Source organism: Mycobacterium sp. NGS29, assembly GCF_059812965.1.
The window spans coordinates 232,586-247,785 of sequence record NZ_JCALDR010000002.1; the positions used below are offsets into that span (position 1 = coordinate 232,586).

The window sequence follows — 15,200 nt, forward strand, 5'->3', positions numbered from 1 at the left end:
GTCAGACCGGATCGAAGCGGTTGATCAGCCAGCGGCCCTTGACCTTCGTCATACCGACCCGCATCGCGCTCGAGGTCTGGTCCGAGTCGGACTTGCCCGTGCTAGTCGTCGTCTGATTGGTGAATACCAGGATCGATGCTGAGTCCTGGGCCAGACTCTCCACCCCGGCCTGTACGACTTTAGCCTTCGCGGTCACTCTCTTCGTGCGAGCGGCTGGTTCGATGATCTGGCGGGTGAACTGGTCGTAGGAGTTGAGGAAGTCGCCGGTGAGACACGCTTTCGCGGCGGCGAAGTCCTGCTCGAGGGTGTCGGGTGTATAGCTCAATATCTTGATGGTTCCGTTGCTCGCGGCCTCGATCGCCGCCTGCCGCGCCGCGGATTGATCAGCCACCACTACCGGGTGGCTCTGTTTCGTCAGTAGTTGCCAACTACCGATGCCGACAGCAACCAGCGTTGTTGCCGTGAGCGCGACGACGAGCACCCACCATGCGACCCGTTTCATGCCGCGAACGCCACCTTCGACACTTTGTAGGTGGCGCCGATCTTGTCGACGCTCAGGATGAAACGCTGCTTCCGCGGGTCCATTGATGAACCGTCGTTGTTGGTGACTTTTGACGTCGCGGCGACCAGCACCTGAGCCGTCGACCCGGTCAGAGAGTTGAGCGCCGCGCTGTCGACTGTCCCGACGGTAGTCACCTTCGACTGCTCGACGACTTTGCGGAAATCGGAACTTCGTTGTGCGAAGTCGTCGTGAAATTGGCCGGTCGATCCATCGACAACACGCTGAATGTCGCTGTCGGCTGATTGGTAACTGATACTGGTCAGCCAGACGGTGAACTGCTTGGCGTAGTCGACATACGGCTGCCAGGACGGTGCCGCAGTGGACTTCGGTGCGGGCCGCATCACCTGCGTCACAGCGAAAGCGGCGGCGCCGAGCAGCAGCACGGCCAAGATCAGCGGCACCAGGATCGCCGGCCAGCGGCGTCGGGCGGGGGTCGGCGCCGGATAGGGGTACGGCTGCCACGGGACGGTCTGGTGGGGCATCGGCGGCGCGGGCATCTGCTGATCGGGCGGCGGCCAGGGCGTGAAGGCCGGACTCGTCGGTTCGATCGACGCCACGGCCATCGCCGCGCTCAGCGACTGGGCGAAGTCGGTACAGCGCGGATACCGCTGGGCCGGGTCCTTGGCCATCGCTTTCGACAGCACCGCGTCCAGCCGTCCCAGCCCCGGTCGGTGTTCTGCCAGCAGCGGCGGCGGCGCCGTGAGGTGCTTGCCGATGATCACCGCGGCATTGGAAGACTCGTACGGTGCAACACCGGTCAACAGGTGAAAAGCGGTGGCCGCCAACGCGTATTGATCGGCCCGACCGTCCAGCGGTTGGCCCATCAACTGTTCGGGCGCCGCATAGGCGATCGAGCCGAGCGTGACATTTGTCGCGGTCAATCCGCTCACGTCGTCGGCGCGTCGCGCAATCCCGAAGTCCGCCAACAGAATTCGCCGTTGTTCGACATCGGAGGTGGTGAGCAGGATGTTGGCGGGCTTGACGTCGCGGTGCAGCAGGTTGCGCTGATGCGCGTAGTCGAGTGCGTCGGCGACGGCGGCGACGATTTCCAGCACATCCTGTTCCCGCAAGCCGGTCGACCCGGCGTCCCGTAACGCGCGCGCGGCGTCGGTGCCCTCGACATAGTCCATGGTGATCCACAGCTGGCCGTCGAACTCGCCGCGGTCGTGTAAGCCCACGATGTGGGGATGCCACAGCGTGGCCGCCAGGTCGGCCTCGCGGTTGAAACGGTCCCGGAACTCGGAATCGTCGGTCAACGCCGCAGGCAGGATCTTCAGCGCTTCCGACCGCGGCAACCGCGGATGCTGCGCGAGGTAGACCTCACCCATTCCCCCGGAGCCGAGCAAACGCAGGATCGTGTATCCAGCAAAGACGTCGCCATCGCGTAGCGGCATAACAGCGCATCTTACTGACGACCGCCGCATTATTGGTCGGTCGGCTAACAGGGGTGAGCCGACACCGTATCCCCCGGTGAAGCCCATGCTATGGATTCGACATGTGCCACTCTGTAACAGTGAACCCCTCGACGACCCAGGCCCGCATCGTCGTCGACGAACTGATTCGCGGCGGGGTGCGCGATGTGGTGCTGTGCCCCGGTTCGCGCAACGCGCCGCTGGCGTTCGCGTTGCAGGACGCCGACGCCGCCGGCCGGATCCGTCTGCACGTTCGCATCGACGAACGCACCGCCGGGTTCCTGGCGATCGGACTGTCGGTCGGGGCGGGTGCGCCGGTCTGCATCGCGATGACGTCGGGCACCGCGGTGGCCAACCTGGGCCCGGCGGTGGTCGAGGCCAACTACGCCCGGGTGCCGCTGATCGTGCTGTCGGCGAACCGGCCCTACGAATTGCTGGGCACCGGGGCCAACCAGACCATGGAGCAGTTGGGTTACTTCGGCACCCAGGTGCGCGCCACGATCAGCCTCGGCCTGGCCGAGGATGCCCCGGAGCGCCTGGCCGCCCTCAACGCCACCTGGCGGTCGGCGACGTGCCGAGTGTTGGCCGCTGCCACCGGTTCTCGCAGCGCCAACGCCGGCCCGGTGCAGTTCGACATTCCGCTGCGCGAACCCCTGGTGCCCGACCCGGGACCGCAGGGCTCGGTCGCCCCGGCGGGTCGGCCCGATGGCAAGCCGTGGACCTATACCCCGCCGGTCACCTTCGACCAGCCGCTCGACATCGACCTGACGCCGGACACCGTCGTCATCGCCGGACACGGCGCGGCCGCACTCCCCAACCTCGCCGACCTGCCGACCGTCGCCGAGCCCACGGCCCCCGCGCCGGCGACCCGCGGTAACCCCCTGCATCCGCTGGCGCTGCCGCTGCTGCGCCCCCAACAGGTGATCATGCTGGGACGGCCGACCCTGCACCGCCCGGTCTCGGCGCTGCTGGCCGATCCGAAGGTGCCGGTGTATGCGTTGACGACCGGACCCCGCTGGCCCGACGTGTCCGGCAACTCCCAGGCCACCGGCACCAGGGCGGTCACCACCGGCGCGCCGGATCCCGCCTGGTTGCGCCGCTGCGCAGAACTGAACCGGAAAGCGGTGGTCGCGGTGCGCGACCAGCTCGCCGGGCATGCCCTGACGACCGGCCTGCATGTCGCCGCCGCGGTGGCCGCTGCCGTGCGTCCCGGCGACCAGCTGGTGCTGGGGGCCTCCAATCCGGTGCGTGACATGGCGCTGGTCGGCCTCGACACCCACGGCATCCAGGTCCGCTCCAACCGCGGCGTGGCCGGCATCGACGGCACCGTGTCCACCACCATCGGGGCCGCACTGGCGCACGACGTGGCCCACCGGGGCCGCACCATCGCGCTGCTCGGGGATCTGACCTTCGTCCACGACAGCTCCGGGTTGTTGATCGGGCCCACCGAGCCGACCCCGCGGGACCTGACCATCGTGGTGTCCAACGACAACGGTGGCGGCATTTTCGAGCTGCTCGAACAGGGTGATCCGCGGTTCACCGACGTCTCGGCGCGGGTCTTCGGTACCCCGCATGACGTCGACGTCGGCGCGTTGTGCCGCGCCTACCATGTGGACAGCCGGCAGATCGAGCTCGATGACGTGCCGACGGTCCTGGGCGAACCCGCCGGCGGCATGCGGGTGCTGGAGGTCAAGGCTGACCGGTCTTCGCTGCGACAGCTACACGCCGCCATCAGGGCTGCGCTGTGAAATCGCCGAAAGCATTGCTGCGCATACTGATTCACGGAACCAGCGAGGAGCTCCCGGATACCCGGCCCAGGATGGTGGTGCGCTGGGTGCGGATCGGGGTGCTGATCCTTGCGTTCCTGGTGACCCTGCAGTCGGTGCTGCTGGTCGCCGGCGCCTACCGCAACGACCTGGCGATCAGCCGCAACATGGGCGTCGCACAGGCCGAGGTGCTCAGTGCCGGTCCGCGCCGCTCGACCATCGAGTTCGTCACACCCGATCGGGTCACATATCGACCGGAACTCGGTGTGCTGTACCCGTCCGAGTTGGCCACCGGGATGCGGATCTACGTCGAATACAACAAACGGGATCCCAATCTGGTGCGGGTGCAACACCGCAATGCCCGACTGGCGATCATCCCCGCCGGATCCATCGCGGTGGCCGCCTGGCTGGCAGCCGCCCTTGCGTTGACCGGTCTGGCGGTGCTGGACCGGCGGTTGGCCGCGCGCACCCACCACTAGATTTCGCGTCGCGTATCCCCGTCGGCAACCTCCGCGACAGCCGTGGCTGCCACCGTTGGTGGCGTGCGCGTTGCAATCGTCGCCGAGTCATTCCTGCCGCAGGTCAACGGTGTCAGCAACTCGGTCCTTCGGGTTCTCGAGCACCTGCGCCGGACGGGTCACGAAGCTCTGGTCATCGCCCCGGACAATCCGCCGGGGTCACCTCGAGCCGCGCGCCTGCATGACGGCATCCGGGTGCACCGCGCGCCGGCACGGATGTTCCCCAAGGTGACGACGCTGCCGCTCGGGGTCCCCACCCCGCAGATCCTGCGGGTGTTGCGCGGATTCGACCCGGACGTGGTGCATCTGGCTTCGCCCGCGCTACTTGGTTACGGTGCGTTGCGGGCGGCGCGTCGGTTGGGCGTGCCGACGGTCGCCGTGTACCAGACCGATGTGCCGGGATTCGCCGAGAGCTATGGCATCCCCATCACCACGCGTGCCGCCTGGGCCTGGTTCCGGCACCTGCACAGTCTGGCCGACCGTACTCTGGCGCCCTCCACGCCCACGATGGAAGCGCTTGCCGCCCAGCGTTTCCCACGGGTCTACCGGTGGGGGCGCGGCGTGGACCTGATCCGGTACGCACCGTCGGCACGTGACGAGGAGTTGCGGCGGCGGTGGTCTCCGGACGGAACACCGATCGTCGGCTTCGTGGGACGGCTGGCCCCGGAGAAGCACGTCGACCGCCTTGCCGTACTCGCCGCCACCGATGCGGTGCGGCTCGTCGTGGTCGGTGACGGCGTCGACCGCGCGAAACTGCAATCGGCAATGCCCACAGCGGTTTTCACCGGCGCGCTGTACGGCGACGAGCTCGCCGCGGCGTACGCCAGCATGGACGTTTTCGTGCATCCCGGTGAGCACGAGACGTTCTGTCAGGTCGTGCAGGAAGCGCTGGCGTCGGGGTTGCCGGTCATCGCCCCCGACGCCGGCGGCCCCCGCGATCTGGTCACTCCATGCCGGACCGGGCTGTTGCTCCCGGTCGAGGATTTCGAGGCTCGGCTGCCGGACGCGGTCGCTCATCTGGTGGCGCACCGGGCGCGTTACGCACCAGCGGCGCGGCGCAGTGTGCTGGGCCGCAGCTGGCCGGTGATCTGCGACGAGTTGCTCGGGCACTACGAGGCCGTGTTGGGGACGCGACGAGCCCAGGTCGCATAGCGGGTAGCGTTTCACGCGTGAATCGCGCGGACCTCGAAAAGAATCCCCGGGACGTCGCGTCGATGTTCGACGGTGTCGCCCGCCGGTATGACATCACCAATACCGTGCTCTCATTCGGCCAGGACCGGTTCTGGCGGCGCGCCACCCGGGCAGCGCTGCACATCGAGCGCGGGCACAAGGTGTTGGATCTGGCCGCAGGCACCGCGGTGTCGACGGTGGAGCTGGCGAAGTCCGGCGCGTGGTGTGTGGCGGCTGACTTCTCCGTCGGGATGCTCGCGGCGGGCAGCGCCCGCAGGGTTCCGAAGGTCGCCGGTGACGCCACCCGGTTGCCGTTCGCCGACGAGGCATTCGACGCGGTCACCATCAGCTTCGGCTTGCGCAACGTGGTCGATTTTCCCGTGGCGCTGCGCGAGATGGCCCGCGTCACCCGCCCCGGCGGCCGGTTGGTGGTGTGCGAATTCTCCACTCCCACAAACGCTTTGTTCGCGACCGCGTATAAGGAGTATCTGATGCAGGCGCTGCCGCGGGTGGCCACGGCGGTGTCGAGCAATCCCGAGGCCTACGTTTATCTCGCCGAGTCGATCAGGGCGTGGCCCGACCAGGCGGCCCTGGCGCACGAGATCTCGCGGGCTGGCTGGTCGGCGGTGCGGTGGCGCAACCTGACCGGCGGCATCGTGGCGTTGCACGCCGCGTACAAGGCATTGCGCTGAAACTTTCGGCAGAAACCACGGTTCACATCTAGGCGAAACGCCGTCGACAATAACGTCCTGGGCTCAGAACACGCATTAACTTGTTGGCGTGACCAGCGCACCGCGTCCCGCATACCGGGTGTCACGTCGCTCGATGCTTGCCGCTACCGCGGCTGCCGCGTTGTCCTGCACGATGCCGATGAGTCGTGCCGCTCCCGGCAATTCGGTCGCGGTGTTCGGGGCCGGTGTGGCAGGCCTGACGGCGGCTCATGAGCTGGTCGACCGCGGGTACACCGTGACCGTGTACGAACGTAAAGCGCTGGGCGGCAAGGCGCGTTCGATTCCGGTGCCGAATTCGGGTGCCACCCCGCTGCCAGCCGAACACGGCTTCCGGTTCTTCCCAGGCTTCTATCGCAATGTCACCGACACGATGCGTCGTATTCCGTTCAGCGGCAACGCGAACGGCGTGTGGAACAACCTAACCCGGGCGACGTCGTACTTGCATTCGGGGATGGGTCGCGCCGATCTGACGATCCCGCTGCCGTTTCCGTTGCCTACGATTCCTAATCCGATCACGCCGAAGGCGTTCATCGAATCGGTCACCACGGTCTTTCAGACGCTGTTCCGGTTGCCGTTGTGGGAAGCCGCCTATGCGGCACAGAAACTCGCCGTCTACGTGTCCAGCTGTACCGAGCGGAAGCTCGGTCAATGGGACTACATGACGTGGGAGGATTTCATCGGTGCGAACAAGAGATCGGCGGAATACAACCGCTATCTGGCCGACGGGATCATCCGGAACCTGGCGGCGTCGAAATCCAAAGATGCCAGCGCACATTCGATCGGCTTGGTCGGTGAGGCATCGGTCTGGTCGATTCTGTTATTCGGCAATGACCGCGACTGCAAGGGCTTCGACCGGGTGCTCAACGGCCCGACCAGCTCCCAGTGGATCGACCCGTGGGTCGACCACCTCACCTCGCTGGGCGTCACTTTCAAAGTGGGGCAGGCGCTGTCCCGGCTCACGCCGAACGGATCGCACATCGCGTCGGCCACCGTGGTTGACGGCAACGGATTCCCGCAACCGGTCGTTGCGGACTGGTACGTTTCGGCGATCCCGTGCGAGAAGCTCGCAGCGGTGCTCACGCCGGACGTGATTGCCGCCGACCCCGTCCTCGGCAACGTCGCACAGCTGCGGACCGAGTGGATGAACGGGTTGATGTTCTATCTCAAGGAGCGCGTGGATGTGACCAAGGGCCACGTCAATTACGTCGACTCGGGGTGGGGACTGACCTCGATCAGCGAAGAGCAATTCTGGAAGCGCAGCCTCACCACCTACGGCGACGGAACCGTCAAAGACTGCCTGTCCGCGATCATTTCGGACTGGAGCACGCCGGGCAATTTTAACCGCAAGAGTGCACGGCAGTGCACGCCGACTGAGATCGCGCAGGAAGCGTGGGCGCAGATCAAGGCGCATCTGAGCGACACCGGACATGTGGTCGACGACTCGATGCTGCATTCCTGGTTTCTGGATCCGTCGATCATGGACTCGGGCACGCCCAATGTCCGCAACGATGAACCGCTGTTCATCCAGGATCCCGGTTCGTGGGCGCGGCGGCCCAGCGCGGTCACCGGTATCGACAACCTGTTCCTCGCGGGGGAGTGGATCAAGACCGATCAGAACGTGACGACGATGGAGGGCGCCAACGAAGGGGGCCGCTACGCCGCCAACGGAGTCCTGGACGCGTCGGGATATGTGGGCCAGAAGGTCAACGTGGTCAACCTTTTTCAGGCACCGTGGTGGAATCCGCTCAAGACTGCCGACCGGATCCGATACCGCAAGGGCCTACCGAACGCCCTCGACATTCTCGACACCCGCCGGCCGAGCGGTTAGCTCAGGGACGTCAGCGGCCTACCCGCTGCAGGAAGCCGGCCTGTTCTGGGCAGTAGTGGTCGATCGCGGCGCCGAGGAACTGGAACGCCTGCCCCTGGGTGGTCTTCAGCGGCAGATTGCGCTGCAGGAAGGTCGCCGACTTGTACGCGTCGCCGTCCACGCCGCGCTCGATCCGTTGACAGCTGATTTTGGCCAGCCACGCGTTGTAGTCCTGCGGGCCGTAAATGCCGTACGTGTGTAACTGGGCGTTGAACGGCGCGTCGTAGTCGTCAGCCCCGGCGGGCGCCGCCGACCCGACAGCGGCGGCCGCCAGAGCGGCGAAAGTAGCCAGCGTAGTTACCTTCATTAGACGGACTATACACCTGGGCGGTGCACGCTATCAGCCCAGATGCGCTGATAGCAGCCAGGCGCCGACGGACATGCGGCCGTCGCCTTCGTCGCGTGCATCGAAGCCGGGCATGCCGGGAACACCGGCCGGAACCTGCGCGTGGATGCGGGCCGGGCGGATGTCGTCGATCACCCAGTGCTTGGCAACCACCTCGCGCAGTTCGTCCTCGGTTACGGCATTCACCGGTCCCTCGCCGGGCAACGCGGCCTTGTCGAAGACCAGCACGAAATACGACGCGCCAGGTGCGGCGGCACGCACGATCGAGTGCTGGTAGCCCTCGCGCAGTTCAACCGGCATCGAGTGGAACAACGTGCTGTCCACGATCGTGTCGAAGCGTCCGGCCGAATCGGCCGGATAGGTGTCGAAATCGCTGATATCGGCCACCGCGAAGCTGGCGTTGGAGATGCGCCGCTGCTCGGCCGCGCGCTGGGCCAGCTCGATTGCCGTAGGTGAGGCGTCCAGGCCGACGGTGCGGTGCCCGCGTTCGGCCAGGGCCAGCGAGATCGCGCCCTCGCCACAACCGGCGTCGAGCACGTCACCTTTGAACTTGCCCTGCTCGATCAGCGCAGCCAGCTCGGGCTGGGGTTCGCCGATGCTCCACGGGGGCCGGACGCCTGCGCCGAATTGTGGGGAGTCGCCGCGGTAGGCCGATTCGAACTGAAAATCCACTGGTGCATTCATGACTCCTGTATATCAACCAGCCTGATATATGTCAACCATCCTGATATATCCTTTCCTGGCGCGAGCAGACGCAAAAGCCCCCTATTTCTGCGGAAATAAGGGGCTTTTGCGTCTGCTCGGCACACTCAGGTGAACGGTGGGCGCCGATCGAGCAGCCGCGAGGCACGTCCGCCACCGCGCCACGCACGCGCCACCCAGTCGGCGTCGTCTTCGGTGACCAGATTCGCCATCACCCGGACGGCGATGCGCATCATCGCGGTGGAGCGCATCGCGATCGGCCCGGTTGCGGGCAGGAACCGCTGGAACGTCAGCAGCAGCGCCAGTCTGCGTGCTACCGAGAAGCCGCGGGCGTAGTGGTCGGTCAGCAAAGCCGGCCACTGCTGTGACAGGTCATCGGAGTCCAGCATCTCGGCGGCCAGTCGGCCCGTCTCCAGCCCGTAGTCGATGCCCTCACCGTTGAGCGGGTTGACGCAGGCCGCGGCATCGCCGATCAGCATCCAGTTCGGCCCGGCCACCCCGGACACCGCGCCGCCCATCGGCAGCAGGGCCGAGGCCACCGCCCGCGGCGGCCCCTCGAAGCCCCATTCCGCACGCCGCAGGTCGGTGTAGTACGAGATCAGTGGCCGTAGCGCCAAGTCGGCCGGTCGCTTGGTGGTCGACAGCGCACCCACGCCGATGTTCACCTCGCCGTTGCCCAGCGGGAAGATCCAGCCGTAGCCGGGGAGTACCGCGCCGTCGGGCGAGCGCAATTCCAGATGCGACGTCAGCCATGGGTCGTCGGCACGCTCGGTGGCCAGGTACGCGCGGGCCGCAACGCCGTACACCGTTTCCTGATGCCAGCGCCGACCCAGTTTGCGGCCCAGCGGGGACCGTGCCCCGTCGGCGACGATCAGCCGGTCGCACCGCACCTCGGTGCGGTCGGCCAACGTCAACGAGGTCACCCGCCGAGACGAATCATGATGCACAGCAACAGCTTTAGAACCAAGCATCATGCGCGCGCCGGACTCCTCGGCGACCTTGCGGATCCGGTCGTCGAGTTCCAGGCGCGCCACCGCACTGCTGTAGGACGGGAACGACGGGCCGGGCCACTCGACTTCCAGCTCGCCACCGAAACCGCTCATCCGCAGGCCGCGGTGCTGGATGCGCCCGGCCAGCCAGTCGCCGAGCCCCAACCGTTGCATCTCGTCGATGGCGCGCGGGGTCAGCCCGTCGCCGCAAGCCTTGTCACGCGGAAAGCTGGCCGAATCGATGACGAGCACATCGCGACCCGCACGAGCGGCCCAGGCGGCCGCCGCCGACCCGGCCGGCCCGGCGCCCACCACCACGACGTCGGCCTGGGAGACTCTCGTGTTCACGCTCACCAGTATGTTGGTCGAATGAGAACTCCGGCGACCGTGGTGGCGGGCGTTGACCTAGGCGATGCCGAATTTGCCGCGACGGTTCGAGACGGTGTCGCCCGGGTCGAGGAGCTGATGGACGCCGAACTGCGCGGCTCCGACGAGGTGATGACCGAGTCGCTGCTGCACCTGTTCAAAGCCGGTGGCAAACGATTCCGCCCGCTGTTCACCGTGCTGGCCGCGCACACCGGGCCGAACCCGGTCAACACCGAAGTCACACTGGCCGGCGCGATCGTCGAGCTCATTCACCTCGCGACGCTCTATCACGACGATGTGATGGACGAGGCCGAGGTGCGCCGCGGCGCGCCCAGTGCCAACGCGCGGTGGGGCAACAACGTGGCCATCCTGGCCGGTGACTATCTGCTGGCGACATCGTCGCGGCTGGTGTCCCGATTGGGCCCGGAGGCGGTGCGCATCGTCGCAGAGACGTTCGCCGAGCTGGTCACCGGACAGATGCGCGAGACGCGCGGCGCGCCCGACGGGGCGGACCGCATCGCGCAGTACCTGAAGGTGGTCCACGAAAAGACGGGCAGCCTGATCGGTGCCGCGGGCCGGTTCGGTGGGATGTTCTCCGGCGCCGACGACGACCAGGTCGAGCGGTTGAGCCGGTTGGGCGCCATCGTGGGCACCGCGTTCCAGATCGCCGACGACATCATCGACATCGACAGCGACTCCGAGGAGTCGGGCAAGGTACCCGGAACCGACCTGCGCGAGGGCGTACGGACGCTGCCGATGTTGTACGCCCTGCAGGAGACCGGCCCCGACGGCGCCCGGTTGCGTGAGCTGCTGGCCGGTCCGATTCACGACGATGCACAGGTCCGCGAGGCGCTGATGTTGCTGCGGGCGTCGTCGGGCATGGCCAAGGCCAAGGAAACCCTCGCGCAGTACGCGGCGCAGGCGCATCACGAGCTGGGCCTGTTACCGGAGGGCCCGGGGCGGGGGGCGTTGCAGGCGCTGGTCGACTACACCGTCAGCCGGCATGGCTAGGCATTTCCCCGGCGTATGGAACCTTGACTGTGCCTCCGGGCGTTGATCGGCTGTAATCGAATAAAGGCGACGTGTTCGTAGGGGGCACACCAATGACCTGGCATCCGCATGCCAACAGGTTGAAGACGTTCGTGCTGTTGGTCGGTATGTCCGCGATGATCGTCTTCGCCGGCGCTTTGTTCGGCCGAACGGCGCTGATTTTTGCGACGCTGTTCGCTGTCGGCATCAACGTCTACACCTATTTCAACAGCGACAAGCTGGCGTTGCGTGCCATGCATGCCCAACCGGTTTCCGAATTGCAGGAACCGATGATGTACCGCATTGTGCGCGAGTTGGCTACCGCTGCCCGCCAACCGATGCCGCGCTTGTTCATCAGCGACACCAGCGCGCCCAATGCGTTCGCCACCGGGCGCAATCCGCGCAATGCCGCGGTGTGCTGCACCACCGGCATCCTGCGGATCCTCAACGAGCGCGAGTTGCGTGCTGTGTTGGGCCACGAGCTCTCGCACGTCTACAACCGCGACATCTTGATCTCCTGTGTGGCCGGGGCGCTGGCGTCGGTGATCACCGCGCTGGCCAACATGGCCATGTGGTTCGGAGCGTTCGGCGGCAATCGCGAGGGCGGCACCAATCCGTTTGCGCTGCTGCTGGTTTCGCTGCTGGGCCCGATCGCGGCGACGGTCGTGCGGCTGGCGGTCTCCCGTTCGCGCGAGTACCAGGCGGACGAGTCGGGCGCCTTGCTGACCGGTGATCCGCTGGCCCTGGCGTCGGCGCTGCGCAAGATCTCCGGCGGCGTGCAACTGGCCCCGCTGCCCCCGGAGCCACAACTCGCCAACCAGGCACACCTGATGATCGCCAACCCGTTCCGCGCGGGTGAGCGCATCGGGTCGCTGTTCTCGACGCACCCGCCGATCGAGGACCGGATCCGCCGGCTGGAGCAGATGGCGCGGGGGTGAGCGTCAGGCCGCTGCGTCGCGCACCAGCGTGAGTGTCCGTGGCGTATTGCCGTGTTCCAGCAGGCCCTCGATCAGGACCGTGCCCCCGGTGGCGTGATGCTGGCGTTGCCAATCGGTAATTGCTTGGTGCGCAGCATGATCGAGGTAACTGACAGCGATATGCAGAGTGACAGTTGCGCGTTCGGGGACCGATGTCAGCACCCTGGTCAGCCGGGGCAGGCTGAGGAACGTGCACGCACCCTCGACGATCACCCGCCATTCGTCGCCGTCGCTGACTGCTTCCACCTTGGCCCGAACCACCCGCCAGCCGGTCATCGCGATCGCCAGAACCAGCCCGATCAACACCCCGTGTAACAGGTTGAGGAAGACCACCGCGACGATCGTCACCAGATAGATAGCGAAATCGCCTGTTTTGAAGGCTGTTTCGATGTGTGCGGGCTGCAGCAGTTGGATGCCGATCACAATCAGCAGACCGGCCAGCGCAGCACTGGGGATCTGTTCGATCAGGCCGGCGAACGGAAGGGCGAACAGCAGGATCCAGAATCCGTGCAGGATCGTCGCGGCGCTGGTTTTGGCGCCCGCTTTGATGTTCGCCGCACTGCGCACGATCACCCCGGCGATGGGCAGGCCGCCGACGGCGCCCGAGACGATGTTGGAAGCGCCCTGTCCGATCAGTTCACGGTCCAGGTTGGTCCGCGGACCGCTGTGCATCCGGTCGGTCGCCACCGCGGTCAGCAGACTCTGCACGCTCGTGATCAGTGTGACGGTGATGACGCCGAGCGCGACGGCACCCCAATTGCCGTGAGGCATCGCTGGCAGTTGCAGCGCATCCAGGATCGAACCTTCCAGCGTGATCCGGGAGACATTGAACGGAAATGCCACCGAGACGGCGGTTACCACGACGATGGCGACCAATGGACCGGGAACCGCGGCCAGCTTGGCCGGTGCCCAGCGCCAGGCAACCATGATGGCGATCACCATCAGGCCCAAGAAGAGTCCGGGTCGGTGCGCGCCGACGATCTGGGCGGGCAACTCCACGACGTTCACCCAGGCCGAACTGTGTGACTCACCACCCAGCAGCACGTGCGTCTGTTGCAGCGCGATGGTGATACCGATACCGGCCAGCATTGCATGCACTACCACGGGCGAAATGGCGAGCGCCGCACGCGCAACCCGGCTCAGTCCCAGCAGAACCTGCAGGAGGCCGGCAACTGCTGTGATGAAGCAAGTGATGCCCCAACCGAATTCGGCGATCAGGTCGGCGACGATCACGGTCAGGCCGGCGGCCGGGCCACTGACCTGCAGGGGTGATCCCCCCAGGGCGCCACCGATTACTCCACCCACGATCGCGGCGATCAGGCCGGCCAATACCGGTGCATCCGAAGCGATCGCGATCCCCAACGACAACGGCAAGGCGACCAGGAAGACGACCAGCGACGCAGGCAGGTCGTGCTGAAAGACCGCACGCAGCTTGGACTGGCCAGAACTCTCGCATTGCTCAACGTCATGCATCGAAAGCTCCCTTGTCGGCATGGTGGGGCGCATTGGTGCTTCCGCACCCCGGGTCACGCTTCATAACGTGGCCGTAACATCTTGGCGCACAAACGAATACGAACTTCCCGAAACCGCGATGTCACGGGCCGGACCGTCTGTCGACCTCCGATTGACGGTATGGGCGGTGCTAGGTACGGGCAACCTGACGCGCCAGGTGCATACCGAACCCAAATGTTAGGTAGCGCGTATGAAAATAGGGAGCGAGCCTAGAAACCCGACCCGTGCACCTCGTGCCCGGGCTCTTCGGCGGCCAGGCCGGCGTAGGCCTGCTCGACGGTAGAGCCGTGGTTGATGACGGCATCGACCTCGCGGGCGATCGGCATGTTCAGCCCGAACTCCGTGGCGAACTTCATGATCACGCCAGCGGCCTTGACACCCTCGGCGACCTGGTTCATGGACTCGATGATCTCTTCGATTTTCTTGCCCGCGCCCAACTGCTCGCCGACGTGTCGATTGCGGCTGCGCTGGCTGGTACAGGTGACGATCAGGTCGCCGAGGCCCGCCAGGCCGGGGAAGGTTTCGGCCTTCCCGCCCATCGCGACGCCGAGCTTGGTCATTTCGCGCAGTGCCCGCGCGATCACCAGCGCCCTGGTGTTCTCGCCGATGCCCAGGGAGTAACCCATGCCGACCGCGATCGCGAAGACGTTTTTGAGGGCGCCGGCCATCTCGACCCCGACCACGTCGTCGGTGGTGTAGACGCGGAAGCGCTGGGTCCGGAACAGGCCGGACAGCCGGGTCGCCAGGTGCTGGTCGGGCATGGCCAGGACCGCCGCCGCGGCATAGCCCTCAGCCACCTCCCGGGCGATGTTCGGTCCGGCCAGGATGCCTGCCGGGTGTCCCGGCAACAGTTCCTCGACGATCTGCGACATCCGCATGTTGGTGTCCTGCTCGAGCCCTTTGACCAGCGACACCACCGGAACCCAGGGGCGCAGTTCCTTCCTGAGCTCGGTCAGCACCCCGCGGAATCCGTGGGACGGCACGCCCATGACGAGAACGTCGGCGCAGTGTGCGGCCTCGGAGAAGTCAGTGGTGGCGGTCAGGTTCTCGCTCAGCACCACTTCGTTGCCGAGATAGCGGGTGTTGCGGTGATTGTCGTTGATGTCCTTGGCGGTGTCTTCCGATCGCACCCACTGCAACGTGGGACTCCGGCGTGCACAGATGGACGCGACGGTGGTGCCCCACGAGCCTCCGCCGAGGACTACGACTTGCGGTTCGCGCTTGTCAGCTGCCATGGGCTTCACCCTATTGCG

At 66.3% G+C, this 15,200-nt stretch carries 14 protein-coding genes; 7 read left to right on the forward strand and 7 right to left on the reverse strand.

The window, feature by feature from the left end:
- Position 1: 1 nt before the first annotated feature.
- Complete coding sequence (locus AC5Y5Z_RS03510) at positions 2-502, reverse strand: Rv1363c family protein (RefSeq protein ID WP_499923386.1); 501 nt, start codon at positions 500-502, stop codon at positions 2-4.
- Positions 499-1,956, reverse strand: a complete 1,458-nt coding sequence (locus AC5Y5Z_RS03515; RefSeq protein ID WP_499923389.1) for a serine/threonine-protein kinase — start codon at positions 1,954-1,956, stop codon at positions 499-501. The genes AC5Y5Z_RS03510 and AC5Y5Z_RS03515 overlap by 4 nt, the downstream gene beginning before the upstream one ends.
- A gap of 119 nt (positions 1,957-2,075) precedes the next feature.
- Here AC5Y5Z_RS03515 and menD point away from each other — a divergent pair, with 119 nt between their 5' ends.
- The 5 genes from menD to AC5Y5Z_RS03540 all read left to right on the forward strand — a co-directional run bounded on the left by menD (position 2,076) and on the right by AC5Y5Z_RS03540 (position 7,987).
- Positions 2,076-3,722, forward strand: coding sequence for a 2-succinyl-5-enolpyruvyl-6-hydroxy-3-cyclohexene-1-carboxylic-acid synthase (menD, locus tag AC5Y5Z_RS03520; protein WP_499923392.1), 1,647 nt, complete (start codon positions 2,076-2,078; stop codon positions 3,720-3,722).
- The gene (locus tag AC5Y5Z_RS03525; RefSeq protein ID WP_499923395.1) at positions 3,719-4,219 is read left to right on the forward strand and encodes a DUF3592 domain-containing protein; all 501 of its coding nucleotides are present in this window, start codon (positions 3,719-3,721) and stop codon (positions 4,217-4,219) included. Before menD ends, AC5Y5Z_RS03525 begins: the two co-directional genes overlap by 4 nt.
- A 63-nt stretch (positions 4,220-4,282) precedes the next feature.
- A complete protein-coding gene (locus tag AC5Y5Z_RS03530) occupies positions 4,283-5,410 on the forward strand; it encodes a glycosyltransferase family 4 protein (protein ID WP_499923396.1) in 1,128 nt (375 codons plus the stop codon).
- A 17-nt stretch (positions 5,411-5,427) separates the two neighbouring features.
- Positions 5,428-6,120, forward strand: a complete 693-nt coding sequence (locus AC5Y5Z_RS03535) for a demethylmenaquinone methyltransferase (RefSeq protein WP_499923398.1) — start codon at positions 5,428-5,430, stop codon at positions 6,118-6,120.
- Between the two features lie 88 nt (positions 6,121-6,208).
- The gene (locus tag AC5Y5Z_RS03540; RefSeq protein WP_463825712.1) at positions 6,209-7,987 is read left to right on the forward strand and encodes a hydroxysqualene dehydroxylase; all 1,779 of its coding nucleotides are present in this window, start codon (positions 6,209-6,211) and stop codon (positions 7,985-7,987) included.
- Positions 7,988-7,997: 10 nt separating this feature from the next.
- Here the strand turns inward: AC5Y5Z_RS03540 and AC5Y5Z_RS03545 are convergent, their stop codons facing one another.
- The 3 genes from AC5Y5Z_RS03545 to menJ form a co-directional block, all read right to left on the reverse strand.
- Positions 7,998-8,333, reverse strand: coding sequence for a DUF732 domain-containing protein (locus AC5Y5Z_RS03545; RefSeq protein ID WP_463825713.1), 336 nt, complete (start codon positions 8,331-8,333; stop codon positions 7,998-8,000).
- Between the two features lie 33 nt (positions 8,334-8,366).
- Complete coding sequence (locus tag AC5Y5Z_RS03550) at positions 8,367-9,056, reverse strand: class I SAM-dependent methyltransferase (RefSeq protein ID WP_499923400.1); 690 nt, start codon at positions 9,054-9,056, stop codon at positions 8,367-8,369.
- A gap of 125 nt (positions 9,057-9,181) precedes the next feature.
- Positions 9,182-10,411 carry a menaquinone reductase MenJ gene (gene menJ, locus AC5Y5Z_RS03555; protein WP_463825715.1) on the reverse strand — a complete coding sequence of 410 codons (1,230 nt, stop codon included), beginning with the start codon at positions 10,409-10,411 and terminating at the stop codon, positions 9,182-9,184.
- Positions 10,412-10,432: 21 nt separating this feature from the next.
- Between menJ and grcC1 the strand changes: the two genes are divergently transcribed.
- Both grcC1 and htpX read left to right on the forward strand, forming a co-directional pair.
- Positions 10,433-11,440, forward strand: a complete 1,008-nt coding sequence (grcC1, locus tag AC5Y5Z_RS03560) for a nonaprenyl/(2E,6E)-farnesyl/geranylgeranyl diphosphat synthase (RefSeq protein WP_473139380.1) — start codon at positions 10,433-10,435, stop codon at positions 11,438-11,440.
- A gap of 92 nt (positions 11,441-11,532) precedes the next feature.
- Positions 11,533-12,396: a zinc metalloprotease HtpX gene (htpX, locus tag AC5Y5Z_RS03565; protein WP_463825717.1), complete on the forward strand. Its 864-nt coding sequence runs from the start codon at positions 11,533-11,535 to the stop codon at positions 12,394-12,396.
- Positions 12,397-12,399: 3 nt separating this feature from the next.
- On the opposite strand, the gene AC5Y5Z_RS03570 is transcribed toward htpX, so the two are convergent.
- Both AC5Y5Z_RS03570 and AC5Y5Z_RS03575 read right to left on the reverse strand, forming a co-directional pair.
- Positions 12,400-13,908 (reverse strand): SulP family inorganic anion transporter, encoded by a 1,509-nt coding sequence (locus AC5Y5Z_RS03570; RefSeq protein ID WP_463825718.1) that lies wholly within the window; start codon positions 13,906-13,908, stop codon positions 12,400-12,402.
- Positions 13,909-14,156: 248 nt separating this feature from the next.
- Positions 14,157-15,182 (reverse strand): NAD(P)H-dependent glycerol-3-phosphate dehydrogenase, encoded by a 1,026-nt coding sequence (locus tag AC5Y5Z_RS03575; RefSeq protein ID WP_463825719.1) that lies wholly within the window; start codon positions 15,180-15,182, stop codon positions 14,157-14,159.
- Positions 15,183-15,200: the final 18 nt, after the last annotated feature.

Bases quoted from the DNA above. Each gene is read 5' to 3' on its own strand.
- AC5Y5Z_RS03510 (WP_499923386.1), bottom strand. From the start codon at position 502: ATGAAACGGGTCGCATGGTGGGTGCTCGTCGTCGCGCTCACGGCAACA.
- AC5Y5Z_RS03515 (WP_499923389.1), bottom strand. From the start codon at position 1,956: ATGCCGCTACGCGATGGCGACGTCTTTGCTGGATACACGATCCTGCGT.
- AC5Y5Z_RS03545 (WP_463825713.1), bottom strand. From the start codon at position 8,333: ATGAAGGTAACTACGCTGGCTACTTTCGCCGCTCTGGCGGCCGCCGCT.
- AC5Y5Z_RS03550 (WP_499923400.1), bottom strand. From the start codon at position 9,056: ATGAATGCACCAGTGGATTTTCAGTTCGAATCGGCCTACCGCGGCGAC.
- grcC1 (WP_473139380.1), top strand. From the start codon at position 10,433: ATGAGAACTCCGGCGACCGTGGTGGCGGGCGTTGACCTAGGCGATGCC.
- htpX (WP_463825717.1), top strand. From the start codon at position 11,533: ATGACCTGGCATCCGCATGCCAACAGGTTGAAGACGTTCGTGCTGTTG.
- AC5Y5Z_RS03570 (WP_463825718.1), bottom strand. From the start codon at position 13,908: ATGCATGACGTTGAGCAATGCGAGAGTTCTGGCCAGTCCAAGCTGCGT.
- AC5Y5Z_RS03575 (WP_463825719.1), bottom strand. From the start codon at position 15,182: ATGGCAGCTGACAAGCGCGAACCGCAAGTCGTAGTCCTCGGCGGAGGC.